Consider the following 14,997-nt stretch of genomic DNA (forward strand, 5'->3'; position numbering starts at 1 on the left):
TATTGATTTACGTCACAAAAACAAATTGAGCCCGCTGTCCATGCCAAAGGCATGGCAGGCCCCCATCTGAAAACCAAAGAGGTGTTTGTCCCCGCGTGATTTGCCCGCCAGCTCGCGCAGTTGGTCCGATGGAACACGCGCGGTCAACGGGGTGTCACCCAGGGAAAAATGGATATACACCTCGCTCCCCATGTGCTCCATGAAACGCAACGTTCCCTCCACCATGTGCACGGCCACCTCGGAATGGCCACCAGCCGTGATGTGCTCGGGCCGAATACCCAACTTCACCTTCTGGTGCGACTGCAAAGACGCAACACGCTGCTCTGGCATGGGCAGAGTCACGCTGCCAATCACGACCTGCCGACCACCGGCTTCCACCTGGGCGGGCAGGATATTCATCTCAGGTGAGCCAATAAAACTCGCCACAAAAACGTTGGCTGGCTTTTCGTACAAAGCGGTAGGTGTATCGACTTGCTGTATTTCTCCGTCTTTCAATACGCAGATACGCTCACCCATCGTCATCGCCTCTACCTGGTCGTGTGTCACATAGACCACCGTGGACGGTTGACCACGCTCCCGCAGCGTGCGATGCAGCTCGGTGAGGCGCACACGCATCGAGGCACGCAACTTGGCATCCAGGTTCGACAGAGGTTCATCGAACAAAAACACCTCCGGGCGTTTGACAATCGCGCGTCCGACTGCGACGCGCTGCGCCTGCCCACCGGACAGTTGCTTGGGGAAACGATCCAGCAAATGGTCCATCTCCAGCAGGCGTGCAGCTTCGCGCACCCGCTGGTCGATTTCAGACTTGCTGGTGCCCGCCAGCTTGAGCCCAAATGCCAGGTTGTCGTACACCTTCATGTGGGGATAGAGGGCGTAGTTCTGGAACACCATGGCAATGCCGCGCTGCTTGGGGGGCAGGCTGTTAACCACCGTGCCACCAATCAAGAGTTCGCCCCCAGAAATGCCCTCCAGCCCGGCAATCATGCGCAAGATGGTGCTCTTGGCGCAGCCGGATGGCCCAACAAAAACCATAAACTCGCCATCGCGGATTTCCAGGTCCACGCCATGCACGGCTTTGAACCCGTTGGGATAAGTCTTCTCAAGTTTTTTTAATTGCAGTTGCGCCACGTGAGGCTCCTCTTTAACCCTTGATGCCGCTGCTGGCGGCACCTTCGATGAAATGGCGTTGCGCCAGGAAGAAGACCACGAGCGACGGCACCAGGGCCACCACCGAGATGGCAATCACACTGGCCCACTCGACCTCTTCGGTGGCGCCGATACTCATCTTCAATGCCAATGAAACCGGGTAGTTCTCGACACTGGAGAGGTAAATCAGCGGCCCCATAAAGTCGTTCATGCTCCAGATGAACTGGAATACCACGACAGAAATAATCGCCGGCTTCAGGATGGGCACGAGGATGTACCACAGCAACTGCAAGGCATTGCAACCATCAATCTGCGCCGCCTCTTCCATGTCACGCGGAATGCCGCGCAAGAACTGCACAAGCATGAACACAAAAAAAGTGTCGGTAGCAAATGCCGAAGGAACAATCAACGGCAAGTAGGTATCCACCCAGCCAAACTCTTTGAACATGAGGTACTGGGGCAAGCGCAGAATGATCAAGGGCAGCATCATGGTGCCCACCATCACGCTGAACAAAAACTTCTTGCCCCAGAAGTCGAAACGCGCAAACGCATAGGCCACCAGCACACACGAGATCACCGTCACGATCACTTTGGGAATAATGATCAGGAAGGAGTTCAGAAAGTAAGTTGCGAAGGTGTACTCAGAACTTGTCTTCCAGCCCTTCACATAAGCGCCAAAGTCAAACCGACTTGGCCAGAAACCGATCTCTGTGAACACCTCCGCATTGCTTTTGAACGACGCCCCTACCAGCCAGATCATGGGATAAAGCATGACCAAACCCATCAGGAGCAACACGGTATAACGAACAAGGGCACTGAACTTTTCAAGCCGCACCTGCTTCAGTGCGTGGGCATCAGAAACTGTCACTTGCGCTCCTTTTCACCTGAGTAGAAAACCCAGTATTTCGATGTGAAGAATGAGATGGCGCTCAGGCTGGCCACCAGAGCGAACAAGACCCACGAGAGCGCACTGCCGTAGCCGAGGTTGAAGTACTTGAAGCTCTGGTCGTAGATATAGAGCGAGAGCACATAAGTAGAGTGCAGCGGACCACCCTCGGTAATCATGTACGGTCCATTGAACTCCTGGAAGGCATGCACCATCTGCATGATCAGGTTGAAGAAGATGACCGGGGTGATCAACGGAACGGTGATGCGGAAGAACTGCTGGGTTTTGCTGGCCCCATCAATTTCCGCCGCCTCGTACAAGGAGGTGGGCACGTTTTGCAGCGCAGCCAGGAAGATGACCATGGCTGATCCAAACTGCCAGGTGAACAACAGCACCACGGTCCACAGCGCATAGTGCTCATCGGCCAGCCACGCGATAGGCTGCAGGCCCAGCTTGACCATGACAATGTTTACCAAACCGTTCTGGGAAAAGATGAAGCGCCACATGATGGCCGCCGCAATAGAGCCACCCAGAATGGACGGCAGGTAGTAGGCCGAGCGGAAGAAGTTGATGCCGCGGAGCTTGAAGTTCAACACATGCGCCATGAAAAGCGCAAACCCCACCCGCAATGGCACCCCCAACACGACAAACAACAAGGTGACTGATAGCGACTGGCGAAATAACGGATCCTTCAGTGCAAGCTCCTGGTAGTTTTCCAGGCCGATGTACTGGGGAGGACTGATGAAGTCATACTGCGTGAAACTCAGCGCAAAGCTCATCACGAAGGGGAACAGCTTGAACCCCAGTACCCCCAGCACAAAGGGCAGCACAAACAAGAACCCAATCTTCTTGTTCTCATACATGGCACATCACTCCTGTTGATCGCATGGCTCGGCGCTCAGTAAGACGCCACGGTGTGGGCTTCGATGTAGTCAAAGTTAATGTCTTCCCCCAGACCAGGTTTTTGCGATACATGCACCCATCCCTCGCTGTCCATAGGGTCTGGCAAAGTATGGAGATAGGCGGGCGCAACGTCGTAGTCCAAAAATGGATGCAATAGGCCGCGTTCGTACCAACTGCAGTTTTTAATAGCCGCGCACACTGCCAGGTTGGCAGCCCCGTTGCCATGTACTTCACAGTGCATGCCAAATGCTTCGGCCAGGTGCGCCACCTTCAGCGCGGGCGTAATACCGCCGACCCCCGGCACACCGGCCCGCAAGATGTCGCAGGCACCCGCCTTGACCCACGCGGCACGGCTGTAATGTTTTCCGGACAGGCTTTCAGGCCCCAGGATGGGGATGTCCAGTTGATCGGCCAACCAGGCATACGACTCCATGCTCTGTTCGTTCATCATTTCCTCGAACCAGGCGAAGTTCAACTTCTCCAGCGCGCGCCCAATGCGCAGGGCATCGGTCCGGCTGTAGTTGTGGTAACCGTCGATCATCAGCGCAATGTTCGGGCCCACCGCCTCGCGGACTGCCGCGCAAGCCCTGATGTCCATGTCCGGGTCCGGCGCAAACCGCACGGGGGGCATCCAGGTATGGATCTTGATGCCCTTGTACCCGCGTGCCACCAATTTTTCGGCAAACGCTGCGTACTCGTCCGGGGTCGACAGGCCACCGGGCAGTTCGTCTCCGCACATCGTGCTTGCATACGCGGGAACCTTGTCGCGGTAACCCCCCAACAATTGGTAGACCGGCGTGTTCAGTGCGCGCCCGGCCAGATCCCACAGCGCCTGCTCCACCACGGCCAGCGCGCGGTCGGTCAGCTGTCCGGCGCTGCCCCGCTGCCGGTGCTCCAGCGCTTTCCATAGCTTTTCACGCTGAAATGGGTGCTCACCCAGCAGCACCGGGCGCACAAAGGCATCCAACACGTGCGGACGCACGACCTCTACCGGAGAGAATGCATAACCCTTGTCGCCCGTATCGGCCTGCACGGTCAGCAGCGCCATGCGAGCCAGGGTTTCCGGCCCGGGATGGGCATGGCCATCCGTGTCGACGGCGCGGCGCGTGGGGTAGGTAAAGACCGCCGCCTCTACTTTTTCTATTTTCATGGGCCTTCCTGGGAATGAGCTAACTTGGTGGCAATATACAACCAGACGTCTGACGACTTAACAGTACTAACCCTAAGCCCCAAACAAACTCCGAGCAACACCACCGCCACACCCCACACGGCAGAAACCCACCGCCACACCCATTCATTCGTAGAATCCGGCCAGCATGACCTCCAGCACCCCCCACCGCGGCAACAGTAGCAAAAGCCAGCCGCAACGCGTCGTAGACAGCATCCAGACCCGCATCCTTGACGGAACTTTGCGCCCCGGCGACCGGATTCCGCCCGAGCCGAATTTGATGCGAGAGTTCGAAGTCAGCCGCACCGTGATCCGCGAAGCCATGTCCAGCTTACAGGCCAGCGGACTGGTCAAAACACGGCATGGCATCGGCACCTTTGTGTTGGAGCGCGCAGCCTCCGGGCTGCTGCTGGCGCCCTTGCCTGCAGAGGTGCACATCAAGCAAACACTGGCCATGCTGGAGCTGCGCATCAGCCTGGAATCGGAAGCCGCCCACCTTGCTGCCCTGCGCCGCACCCCGGCACAACTCCAGACGATGCAGCGGGCCCTGGAGGACTACCGCACCCACTGGGCCGCCGACCTCAGCACGATTGAAGACGACTACCGCTTCCACGCCGAGGTCGCCGCGGCCACTGACAACCAGTACTTCCAGGAAGTACTCAGCAGCCTCGGCAGCGCCACCCTGCGCTCACACAACACCCAGGCCGACCCCACCGCGAGCACGGCCGAGGTGAGCGGACAGTTTGGCGCCCCCTTGCCCATCCTGTCCGACGGCAAAGAGGTCGTGCAGCGCGAGCACGAAGCCATCTACGAAGCCATCCTGCGCCAGGATGCAGCCTCCGCCAAAGCCGCCATGCTGATGCACCTGAGCAACAGCCGCGAGCGCCTGCGCCGAAAAATCAACTTGCCCTAAGACCACCCGGCAGCCCGCCTGCCTGGCAGGGTTTTCACCAATTTGAAGAAAAAAAATCCTCCTTAGACTGCGCACAGTCATCTGACGTCTGACTTCAAATCATGGATGACTGTCCATTACTACACCGAGGAGAACCCAATTGCAACACTTCAAATCCACCCTGGTGCCTCTGGCATTGAGCACCTTGGTCAGCGCCGCCTTTGCGCAAACGGCAGCACCCGCAGCCCCACCCGCTGCGGAGCCGATTGCTGTCACCTCATCCATTCCCCTGAAAATTTCCGGTCGCGTGGACATCGGCCTCAAAAGCGCCATCCCGTCGGACCTGTCCACAGGAACCAACTCCTCCGAGTCCGTCGATGAGGGCTCCAATGCCAGGTTGAATTTCTCCGGTTCGTCGAACATCAATGCCGACCTGAGCAGCTTCTTCATGCTGGAAATGCGTTTCTCGGCCGACACAGGCGCCACGGGCAGTACAGACCCCCTCTTCAAAGACAAGGCCTGGGTAGGACTGGCCAGCAAAAAATACGGCGAAGTCAAACTCGGCCGTTTGCACTCGCCTCAATACGGCGTGTCGACCGCCGGTCGTTACGAAGCCTTTGTGGGCGACAGCTATGCATCCAACGGCACGCGTGGCGCCCTGGCTTCCAACCAGTGGAACAACGCCATCTACTACACCACACCCACCGCCAAGGGCGTGAACGCGGGTTTGATTTTCAGCAAAGGCGAGAAAACAGCCGCCAACGGCATTGGTGCACACCTTGCCTACACCGACGGCCCAGCCTCTGCCGCCATCAGCGTTCAGCAAGAGCAGGACAAATGGGACACCACCACACAAAAAACCATGGACACCCTGGCCATGGGCGCGTACTACGACTTTGGCATCGTCCGCATCGGCGGCACCTATGCACGCTCAAGCAAAGCCAACATCACCAGCTCGGGCTCCCAAGCTGTCACCACCCTGGGCGCACGGGTGCCGTATGGCCCCGGTGAATTCCGCGTGTCCTATCGCATGATTGACGAAACCGCCAAGACATCCGCAGCGGACGCCAGCAAAGATGTCGACAGCAATCGCCTGGGACTGGGCTACGCCTGGTTGCTGGACGCCACGACGGGCGTGCACTTCTCGTTGGTGCGCGACACCCAGATCCGCTTCAACGCCAACGGCTCCGAGCGGCGCAGTGACACCGGAGAAGGAATGGAGATTTCCCTGCGCAAGACGTTCTAAACGCGACACGGCATCGGCCAATAACAAGAAGGAAGACGAACGGGTTAGGGATCCAGGCCAAGCTGGATCCCTTTTTTTACGCCTGCGCCGGGCCCAGCCCCGCAGTTCCAAGTCAGTGCGGCCGCTATTATTCCCGGCATGACAGCGCCACTTCCCCCCTCTCCAGCCCCCACACCAACAAGCTGGCTCGCGACCCTCAAGGTCTATGCCGAACCCGCCTCGCTACGCATGCTGGCCCTGGGCTTCTCGGCCGGCCTGCCCTTGCTGCTGGTGTTTGGCACGCTGAGCTTTTGGTTGCGCGAGGCCGGTGTGGACCGCACCACCATCGGTTTTCTGAGCTGGGTGGGGCTGGCCTACGGCTTCAAGTGGGTGTGGTCGCCGCTGGTGGACCGGTTGCCCATTCCCGTGCTGACGCGGCTGCTGGGCCGGCGGCGCAGTTGGTTACTGTTGTCACAAACCGTGATCATGGCCGCACTGGTCATGATGGCGCTGACCGACCCCACGCTGGCGCTGGCCCCCATGGTGTACTGCGCCGTGGCCGTGGCCTTTGGCTCCGCCACGCAGGACATTGCGCTGGACGCCTTCCGCATCGAATCCGCCGACACCGAGCACCAAGCCGCATTGGCCGCCACCTACCAGGCGGGCTACCGTCTGGCCATGATCTGGGCCGGTGCCGGGGCCTTGTGGATTGCCGCCCGTGCCGAGGTGCCCAACGCCGCGCTCTACCAATACGGTGCCTGGCGCACCGCCTACCTGGTGATGGCCGCCAGCATGTTGCCCGGCGTGCTGACCGTGCTGCTCTCCCGCGAACCCGTGCGCCAGGCACTGGCCCCGGCCCGCAATGCGGCCGAGTGGCTGCAAGGCGCGTTGGTTGCCCCCTTCACCGACTTTGTGGGGCGCTACCGCTGGCACGCGGCGCTGATCCTGGCGCTGATTGCCACCTACCGCATCAGCGACGTGGTGATGGGCATCATGGCCAACCCGTTTTACGTGGACCTGGGCTTTAGCAAGGACGAGGTGGCCGCCGTCAGCAAAGCGTTTGGCATTGCCATGACGCTGCTGGGCGCCTTCATCGGCGGGGTGATGGCCCTGCGCCTGGGCGTGATGCGTGTGCTGATGCTGGGCGCCGTGCTCAGCGCCGCCAGCAACCTGCTGTTCGCCTGGCTGGCCACCCGCGGCCACGACCTGAGCGCGCTGGTGTTTGTCATCTCGGCCGACAACCTCTCGAGCGGCATTGCCAGCGCGGCCTTCATCGCCTACCTGTCCTCGCTCACCAACGTCCAGTACTCGGCCACCCAGTACGCGCTGTTCAGCTCCATGATGCTGCTGTTGCCCAAGTTTCTGGCCGGATTCTCGGGGCAGTTTGTGGACCACTTTGGTTACCCCAACTTCTTCACCGCCACCGCCTGCTTGGGCGCGCCCGTGCTGCTGCTGGTGTGGCTGGCTTCACGCATCAAAATGGCACCTAGCCCCCGTTAATACTGCGCAAACAGCTATTATTTTGATAGCGTTATTTACCTAACTTTACCGGACCGACAAAGAGCCGGTATACGTCCGCAGTGGTGTGGCGATAGACTGCGACCATGCGCCAACACCTGCTCATGATCGAAGACGACGCCCGCCTCGCCACCATGGTGGCCGAGTACCTGGAGCAATCGGGATTTGCTGTCAGCCACTGCGGCGACGGCCTCAGCGGCCTGGGCCACCTGACCCAGCCACCCGCCGGCGCCGTGCCCGAGCTGGTGATTCTGGACCTGATGCTGCCCGACATCGACGGCCTGGAAGTGTGCCGCCGCATCCGCTCCCTGCCCGCACCTGCCTCCAGCGTGCCGGTGCTCATGCTCACCGCCAAGGGCGACGCCATGGACCGCATCATTGGCCTGGAACTGGGTGCCGACGACTACCTGCCCAAACCCTTTGAACCCCGCGAGCTGCTGGCCCGCGTGCGCGCCATCCTGCGCCGCAAGGTGGAGAACGCAGCCCCCAGCGGCAAGGCACTGCGTTTTGGCAGCCTGGAGATTGACCGCGACGCGCGCACCGTCACCGTGTCCGGCGCCGCCTGCGAACTCACGTCCTACCAGTTTGACCTGCTGGTGGCACTGGCCGAACGCGCCGGGCGCGTGCTCACGCGGGACCAGATCATGGAGGCCGTGCGCGGCCGCGAGCTCGAAGCCTTTGACCGCTCCATCGACGTGCACATGGGCCGCATCCGCGCCGCCATCGAGGTCGACGCCAAAGACCCCAAACGCATCCTCACGGTGCGTGGCGTAGGGTATGTGTTTGCCCGGCAACAAGACTAAGCCTGGTTTTCTCTCCCATGTTTTTCAAGCAGTTGTATGTGCGTATCTGGCTGGCCGTGGTGCTGGCTGTGGCCGTGCTCACCCTGCTTGTGGGTTGGGCCTGGCGCCTCACCACGGAGCCGCCGCTGCGCGAAGTGGTGGTGCGCAATGAAGCGGGAGAAGTGATTGGCAACGGGCACGCGCGGCTGCGCCGCCCCCTGCAACGCGGGGATTACCCGCCCATGCTGCGCAGTGACACACCCGGCCCTGCCGGAGACCCGCCGCCAACGCCGCCCGACATGGACGCCCCGCCTGACGACGATATGCCGGGCCGCTTTGGCCGCGGCCCCGAGTTTCTGGTGCGCATGCAGGATGGTCAGACGGTCCATATGCACCTGCCACGTCCGCCAGCGTCCAGCTGGAAGGCCCCGTTTGGCTTTTTCTGGACCCTGGGGCTGGTAGGCATTGCCGTGGCACTGGCCACCTACCCGATTGTTCGCCGCCTGACCCGACGCCTAGAAACCCTGCGCCAGGGCGTGGAACGCTGGGGCGATGGGGACCTGGGTGCACGCGTAGCCTTGGGGGGGGATGACGAGGTGGGTTTTCTGGCCACCCGCTTTAACCACGCGGCCCAACAAGTGCAAAGCCTGGTGCAGTCCCACGAAGCCCTGCTGGCCTCACAAAAATCCTTGCTGGCCAATGCCTCCCACGAGCTGCGCTCGCCTCTCGCGCGCATCCGCATGGGCATGGAACTGATGGGCAGCAGCCCCAGCCCCACGTTCAAGGCCGAGATCGCCCGCAACATCAGCGAGCTGGACCAGTTGATTGAAGAAATTTTGCTGGCCAGCCGCCTGGACGCCAAAGACGCCGACATGGGCACCGTGGAATCGGTAGACCTGGTGGGCCTGGCGGCAGAGGAATGCGCACGCACCCAGGCCAACCTGGACACCACCACCGCCACACTGGCCGTGCCCGGCATCACCAAGCTGCTGCGCCGCGCCGTGCGCAACCTGTTGGAAAACGCCCGTCGGTATGGCGCGGGTGAGGTCACGCTGGTGCTGACCCAAGACAACGCCCACGCCACCCTGCAGGTGTGTGACCGCGGCCCCGGCGTGCCCGAGGCTTTGCAAGACCGGATTTTTGAACCGTTTTACCGCTTGCCCGGGGCGTCCGAGCGCGAAGGCGGTGTGGGCCTGGGCTTGGCGCTGGTCAAGTCCATCACGCAGCGCCATGGCGGCACCGTCACCTGCCGCAACCGGCCCGACGGTGGCGCGTGTTTTGAGATTCGCCTGCCGCTGCAGGCGCCCGCCAGCCCGCGCTAAGGCCGGTGGCTCAGGACGCGGCCTTTAAAAACAGGTCGCGGTCCGGGGCAAAGTTTTCATGCAGCGGCAACAGGGCGCCGCCCAGCGCGCGCGCGTCCGACCCGATGCTGCCCGCAATCACGGTGGCGGGCCACAGGCCTTCCCAGTTGTAACGACGCAGGGCCAAGCCGGTTTCCTCAATCAAGCGCTGCAACATGCCGCGCGAAAACGAGCCGTCAATCACCACCGCATCAATGTCCAGAAACGCGGTGCCGCTGACCACACACTGGGCCAGGCCGAGTGCGGCGCTGCTGATCCAGGCATCCGTGTGCACGGCAAACGGCGCGGACATGGCGCGGTCGTCATAGGCGGCGCTGGGGTCCAGGCCCTCGGCCTGGTAACGCTGCTCCAGCTCCCACAAGGAAGCATGGGCAATCAGCTGCTCAGGCATGCTGCCGGGAGCCGCCACCTGCAGGGGCAACGAGGCCACGGCGCCCGCATTGCCGTGGATGCCACCGTGCAGGTGCGAGTTAAGCACCAGCCCGCCGCCCACAAAGGTGTCCACAAACAAATACAAAAAACTTTTCAGGTCGCGGCCACGGCCGGCCACCAGCTCGGCCACACAGGCGGCCGAGGTGTCCTTGGCAAAACTCACGGGGGCGTCGGTCATGGCCTGCACCTGCGCGCACAGGTCAATATGGTTCCACTGGTCCGACACGGCCTCGGACAGGCCCAACATCTTGTGCCAGCCGCCCAGGTTGAACGGCGCCGCCACGCCCACGCCGACCAGGCGCGGCGCCAGCGCGCCCAGGCCGTCCTGGATGGCGCGCATACGCGTCTGCACCACGGGCAGCAAGGCGTCGGCATCGGGAAAGTCGTAGGCCAGGGTTTCACGCACCCGCACCTTGCCGGTGAAGTCCACCAGCAACCAATCCGCGCTGCGCCGGCCAATCTTGATGCCCAGCGCAAACGCGCCATCCGGGTTCAGCGCCATAGGTACCGAGGGCTGGCCAATGCGGCCACGCACCCGCTCCTGCTTCAGCAGCAGGCCATCGTCTTCCAGGCGGGTGGTAATGAGACCGATGGTCTGCGCGGTGAGGCCGGTGAGGCGGGCCAGGTCGGCCTTGGGCAGGCTGCCATTGAGGCGGATGGCGTGCAACACCACCCGTTCGTTGAACTGGCGCATGCCCACATGGTTGGAGCCCCGCGGCCGCAGGACCGGAGGGGAAGCAGCCACCGCCGTGTCGGGGCGGGTGGCAGGTGCGTTGTCAGCAAGGTTCATGGTGGGGCGATTTTGACCCATGAAGCGCCCCACCCGCCAAAACTTTTTGGCACTCCGTGGTGGTTCAGGCCAGCGCCGACGCAGGCAGATCCTCGACGACTTTGGCGCCCGTCATCACCGCCACGGTGTCGCTCATGCTGATGGTTTTGGGGTTGACCACACAGGCTCGTTTGCCCAGGCGCTGGATGTGGATGCGGTCCGCAATCTCAAACACATGCGGCATGTTGTGGCTGATGAGGATGACGGGGAGGCCCTTGTCGCGCACGCGGCGGATCAGCTCCAGCACCATATTGCCCTCTTTCACTCCCAGTGCGGCAGTGGGCTCGTCCATGATGACCACGTGCTGCGCAAAGGCCGCCGCACGCGCCACAGCTACACACTGGCGCTGGCCGCCCGAGAGCGTCTCCACCGCCTGTGTCATGGAGCGGATGCCGACCTTGAGGTCGTTCATGCGCGAGATCGCCTCGTCCAGCATGCGCTTCTTGTCCAGCGAGCGAAACACACTGCCCAGCACGCCGGGACGGCGCAACTCGCGGCCCAGAAACAGGTTTTCAGCAATCGACATGGCGGGTGCCACGGCCAGGTCCTGGTAGACAGTTTCTATGCCATGGCGGCGCGCATCAATGGGCGAACGGAAATGCACCGCTTGGCCGTCCAGCTCCATCGTGCCTTCGTCGGGCACCACGGCGCCGGACAGGGCCTTGATGAGGCTGGACTTGCCCGCGCCGTTGTCACCAATCACGGCCAGAATTTCACCGGCGCGCAGTTCAAAGTCCACGCCGTCGAGTGCGGTCACACCGCCATAACGCTTGACCAAACCAGTGGCTTTGAGAACGATTTGCGGTATAGCCATTAGCGGGCTCCCTTGCGTGAGAGTTGGTCTGCGGCCACCGCCAGGATGACCAAAATTCCGGTGATCAGGGTCTGGTAGACCGAAGCCACGTCCATCAGCGTGAGGCCATTGCGGAACACACCCACAATGACGGCGCCCACCAAGGAACCCAAAATGATGCCGCGGCCACCAAACAGCGAAGTGCCGCCCAGCACCACGGCGGTGATGGCATCCAGGTTTTCGGTCTGCCCCGCTTGCGGGTCGCCCACCCCGGTGCGTGCCACCGACAACAGGGCGGCGATGCCATACAGCACGCCGGCCAGCACATAGACGCCTAGCAGCACACGCTCGACGGAAATACCACTCAGGCGCACGGCCTCGGGGTTGTTGCCCACGGCGTACACATGGCGACCTGCCGCGGTGTCCCGCAACAAATGCCAAGCCAGCAGGTACATGCCCAGCATGACCACGGTACCCCAGGCCACGGATGTGCCACCCAGGGAAAAGGTATTCCCCAGCACCGTCATGCTCTCAGGCAGGTTGCCCACGGTTTGGGCTTCGGAGTAAATCTGGGTGATGGCAAACGCAATATTCATGGTGCCCAGCGTCACGATGAAAGAAGGCAGCTTGACCCGGGTCACCAGCAGGCCGTTGAGCAGGCCAAACGCCGCCGTCACCAGGATGCCGCACAAGATACCCAGCGCGGGTGGCATGCCAAGGTCCATGGTGAACTTGGTCATCACGATGCCGCCGAGCGCCATCACCATGCCGCAGGACAAGTCGATACCGGCAGTCAGGATGATCAGGGTCTGGCCGATGGCCAGCAGGCCGACCACCATGACCTGCTGTAGCACCAGGGAGAGGTTTTCGCCAGTCAAAAAGCGGTCGGATTGCGTGGCAAAAAACACGCAGGCAGCCAGCAGGGCCAGCCAAGGGCCGAGCAGGGCCCATGGAATAGGTTTGGAAGAATTCGTTGCCATAGGGGCTTACCAGTTGGCGCGCTTCAGCGCAATGAAGAGAGGGAACAAGGGCCCGGCACTGTAGTGAACAGCCGCCGGGCCCCGGGCACTCACAGGGCGCGAGCCCGTGTCAGCTTACTTTTTGCCCCAGCACAGGTCGGTACCGGTCTTGACGTCTTTGCTGTCCACGCCAGCCACTGCTTTTCCGGCAATCAGGGTCACGCCGGTGTCCACATAACCCGAAGCCTTTTTGCCGCCCTTGGCGTAATCCACACCGGCGGCCACACCCATGGCGGCCATCTTCAGGGGGTATTGCTGCGAGGTGGCGGCAATCACGCCCTTGCCCACGTCGGCCACACCGGCGCAACCACCGTCCACCGACACGATCAGCACGCCTTTGTCTTTGCCGGCTTTCTTCAGTGCGTTGTACGCACCGGCCGCTGCGGGTTCGTTGATGGTGTAGACCACGTTGATGGCGGGGTCCTTTTGCAGGCAGTTTTCCATGGCGGTCTGGCCCTTGGCCTGGTTGCCATCGGTGTCGGCCGCGCACACGGTTTCTGCAGTCTTCGAGAGTTCGTTGGACTTGGCGTCATTGGCTTGCAGGCCAAAACCCTTCATGAAGCCGTTGTGGCGTTGCGCGCCCACGGGGTGGCCGGGGAACAGGTCCAACATGGCGATCTTGGCGGGCTTGCCACCCAGGGCGGCCTTGGCGTACTGGCCAATCAGCTCACCGGCCTTGTAGTTGTCGGTGGCAAACAGGGCGTCGGCGCCTTCAAACGGGCTGTCCAGCGCAATCACTTGCACGCCTTTTTCCTGCGCCTTTTTCACGGCGGGCAGGATGGCGTCGCCGGACGAGGTGATCAGGATGGTCTTGGCGCCGCGGGCGGTCATGTTCTCAATGGCGGCGATCTGAGAGGCGGTGTCACCGTCTTTCTTGCCAGAGGCGCTCATCAGCTTGGCGCCCAGTTTTTTGGCTTCGGCTTCGGCGCCTTCCTTCATCTTCACGAAGAAGGGGTTGGTTTCGGTTTTGGTGATCAGGCCGATGACGGGCTCACCGGCGGCAAACGCGCTGGAAGCGGCCAGGGCCAATGCGGACAGGATCAGGGGGGTGGACTTCTTCATCAGGTATCTCCTCGGTCTGTGCGACCTTTTTCTGGCTGGGTGGTCAGGGGAACGGGCCCCCGGGAAATTACGCTCTCTCACGGCGTGGCTGGACTATAGTTCCATTCATTTACTTAAATCAAGTTACTTTAATTATGGAAAACCCTAATCCACCGGTACTTTTTTTATCCCCCGTCGATACCCAGCAGCGCATAGCCGCCCTGCTCGCCACCGGGCAGCGCAAGGTATTGGGCATCGTGGCGCCACCCGGGGCCGGCAAGTCCACCCTGGCCCAGGCGCTGCAGGCGCAGTACCCCGGCCAGAGCCAGTACCTGCCCATGGACGGTTTCCATTTGGCGCAAGCCGAACTGGAACGCCTGGGCCGCGCCCAGCGCAAGGGCGCGCCCGACACCTTTGACAGCGCGGGCTTCATCGCCCTGCTGCAACGTATCCGCCAGCAAACCGCGGGCGAAACGGTCTATGCGCCCGACTTCAACCGCGCCCTCGAAGAGCCGATTGCCGGCGCCATCCCCATCACGCATGGCGTCCCTTTGGTCATTACCGAAGGCAACTACCTGCTGCTGGAGGACGATGGCTGGGCTGGTGTACGCGCGCTGCTGGACGAGGTCTGGTACCTGGACGTGGCCCCTGCCGTGCGCCACAGTCGCCTGCTGGCGCGCCACATGTTGTTTGGCCGTACACGGGAAGAGGCGCTGCAGTGGATGGCGCAGACCGACGAACCCAACGCAAGGCGTATTGAGGCCAGCCGGCACCGGGCGGATGGGGTGGTGACGGGGTGAAACGGGTGATTTCGGCACTTAGGTGGCCCCAAAAATGACGACGCAGGTCAAAAACTCCCATTTATTTGCAAAAAAGACTGCAAATTCACCCGAATGGGGGATACCGCTTTTGCCGGCCAAGGCAGAAAATTCATCCCAGCTGCTGTCACAGTTCACAAGGATCGAAGCGAAACCAGCCAAATAGGTTTCCTTCAACAGG

Annotated in this window: 14 protein-coding genes; 6 read left to right on the plus strand and 8 right to left on the minus strand. The window is 61.7% G+C overall.

Translation table 11 applies throughout. The features are described 5' to 3' along the window. Positions 1-12 precede the first annotated feature (12 nt). From AC097A_RS16240 to AC097A_RS16255, 4 genes are read right to left on the minus strand one after another with little or no spacing between them, the layout of a single operon-like run. The gene (locus AC097A_RS16240) at positions 13-1,131 is read right to left on the minus strand and encodes a sn-glycerol-3-phosphate ABC transporter ATP-binding protein UgpC (protein ID WP_315494285.1); all 1,119 of its coding nucleotides are present in this window, start codon (positions 1,129-1,131) and stop codon (positions 13-15) included. A gap of 13 nt (positions 1,132-1,144) precedes the next feature. Continuing rightward, on the minus strand, positions 1,145-2,017 hold the full coding sequence (locus AC097A_RS16245) for an ABC transporter permease subunit (RefSeq protein WP_315494284.1): 873 nt from the start codon (positions 2,015-2,017) through the stop codon (positions 1,145-1,147). After that, positions 2,014-2,898 (minus strand): sugar ABC transporter permease, encoded by an 885-nt coding sequence (locus tag AC097A_RS16250; RefSeq protein ID WP_315494283.1) that lies wholly within the window; start codon positions 2,896-2,898, stop codon positions 2,014-2,016. The genes AC097A_RS16245 and AC097A_RS16250 overlap by 4 nt, the downstream gene beginning before the upstream one ends. Positions 2,899-2,933: 35 nt before the next feature. Further along, positions 2,934-4,088: an enolase C-terminal domain-like protein gene (locus AC097A_RS16255; RefSeq protein ID WP_315494282.1), complete on the minus strand. Its 1,155-nt coding sequence runs from the start codon at positions 4,086-4,088 to the stop codon at positions 2,934-2,936. Between the two features lie 166 nt (positions 4,089-4,254). Here AC097A_RS16255 and AC097A_RS16260 point away from each other — a divergent pair, with 166 nt between their 5' ends. From AC097A_RS16260 to AC097A_RS16280, 5 genes are all read left to right on the plus strand, one after another. Next, a complete protein-coding gene (locus AC097A_RS16260; RefSeq protein ID WP_479621634.1) occupies positions 4,255-5,019 on the plus strand; it encodes a FadR/GntR family transcriptional regulator in 765 nt (254 codons plus the stop codon). 139 nt (positions 5,020-5,158) lie between these two features. After that, complete coding sequence (locus AC097A_RS16265; RefSeq protein WP_479621635.1) at positions 5,159-6,244, plus strand: porin; 1,086 nt, start codon at positions 5,159-5,161, stop codon at positions 6,242-6,244. A 138-nt stretch (positions 6,245-6,382) separates the two neighbouring features. Then, positions 6,383-7,723, plus strand: coding sequence for an AmpG family muropeptide MFS transporter (locus AC097A_RS16270; RefSeq protein WP_479621636.1), 1,341 nt, complete (start codon positions 6,383-6,385; stop codon positions 7,721-7,723). Between the two features lie 104 nt (positions 7,724-7,827). Further along, complete coding sequence (locus AC097A_RS16275; RefSeq protein WP_479621637.1) at positions 7,828-8,544, plus strand: response regulator; 717 nt, start codon at positions 7,828-7,830, stop codon at positions 8,542-8,544. A 17-nt stretch (positions 8,545-8,561) separates the two neighbouring features. Continuing rightward, positions 8,562-9,845 (plus strand): sensor histidine kinase, encoded by a 1,284-nt coding sequence (locus AC097A_RS16280; protein ID WP_479621638.1) that lies wholly within the window; start codon positions 8,562-8,564, stop codon positions 9,843-9,845. Between the two features lie 10 nt (positions 9,846-9,855). On the opposite strand, the gene AC097A_RS16285 is transcribed toward AC097A_RS16280, so the two are convergent. The 4 genes from AC097A_RS16285 to AC097A_RS16300 form a co-directional block, all read right to left on the minus strand. Next, positions 9,856-11,106 (minus strand): ROK family protein, encoded by a 1,251-nt coding sequence (locus AC097A_RS16285; protein WP_315494277.1) that lies wholly within the window; start codon positions 11,104-11,106, stop codon positions 9,856-9,858. Between the two features lie 64 nt (positions 11,107-11,170). After that, on the minus strand, positions 11,171-11,959 hold the full coding sequence (locus AC097A_RS16290; RefSeq protein ID WP_479621639.1) for an ATP-binding cassette domain-containing protein: 789 nt from the start codon (positions 11,957-11,959) through the stop codon (positions 11,171-11,173). After that, positions 11,959-12,918 carry an ABC transporter permease gene (locus AC097A_RS16295; protein WP_315480508.1) on the minus strand — a complete coding sequence of 320 codons (960 nt, stop codon included), beginning with the start codon at positions 12,916-12,918 and terminating at the stop codon, positions 11,959-11,961. Before AC097A_RS16295 ends, AC097A_RS16290 begins: the two co-directional genes overlap by 1 nt. Before the next feature lie 114 nt (positions 12,919-13,032). Then, positions 13,033-14,019 carry a sugar ABC transporter substrate-binding protein gene (locus AC097A_RS16300; RefSeq protein ID WP_315480507.1) on the minus strand — a complete coding sequence of 329 codons (987 nt, stop codon included), beginning with the start codon at positions 14,017-14,019 and terminating at the stop codon, positions 13,033-13,035. A 134-nt stretch (positions 14,020-14,153) separates the two neighbouring features. On the opposite strand from AC097A_RS16300, the gene AC097A_RS16305 reads away from it, so the two are divergent. Then, on the plus strand, positions 14,154-14,798 hold the full coding sequence (locus tag AC097A_RS16305) for a nucleoside/nucleotide kinase family protein (protein ID WP_479621640.1): 645 nt from the start codon (positions 14,154-14,156) through the stop codon (positions 14,796-14,798). Positions 14,799-14,997: the final 199 nt, after the last annotated feature.

This window comes from Rhodoferax sp. XS2R6, assembly GCF_056521365.1.

Coding starts and splice junctions, on each gene's coding strand:
- AC097A_RS16295 (WP_315480508.1), bottom strand. CDS start 12,918: ATGGCAACGAATTCTTCCAAACCTATTCCATGGGCCCTGCTCGGCCCT.
- AC097A_RS16270 (WP_479621636.1), top strand. CDS start 6,383: ATGACAGCGCCACTTCCCCCCTCTCCAGCCCCCACACCAACAAGCTGG.
- AC097A_RS16300 (WP_315480507.1), bottom strand. CDS start 14,019: ATGAAGAAGTCCACCCCCCTGATCCTGTCCGCATTGGCCCTGGCCGCT.
- AC097A_RS16280 (WP_479621638.1), top strand. CDS start 8,562: ATGTTTTTCAAGCAGTTGTATGTGCGTATCTGGCTGGCCGTGGTGCTG.
- AC097A_RS16290 (WP_479621639.1), bottom strand. CDS start 11,959: ATGGCTATACCGCAAATCGTTCTCAAAGCCACTGGTTTGGTCAAGCGT.
- AC097A_RS16275 (WP_479621637.1), top strand. CDS start 7,828: ATGCGCCAACACCTGCTCATGATCGAAGACGACGCCCGCCTCGCCACC.
- AC097A_RS16250 (WP_315494283.1), bottom strand. CDS start 2,898: ATGTATGAGAACAAGAAGATTGGGTTCTTGTTTGTGCTGCCCTTTGTG.
- AC097A_RS16260 (WP_479621634.1), top strand. CDS start 4,255: ATGACCTCCAGCACCCCCCACCGCGGCAACAGTAGCAAAAGCCAGCCG.
- AC097A_RS16255 (WP_315494282.1), bottom strand. CDS start 4,088: ATGAAAATAGAAAAAGTAGAGGCGGCGGTCTTTACCTACCCCACGCGC.
- AC097A_RS16285 (WP_315494277.1), bottom strand. CDS start 11,106: ATGAACCTTGCTGACAACGCACCTGCCACCCGCCCCGACACGGCGGTG.
- AC097A_RS16305 (WP_479621640.1), top strand. CDS start 14,154: ATGGAAAACCCTAATCCACCGGTACTTTTTTTATCCCCCGTCGATACC.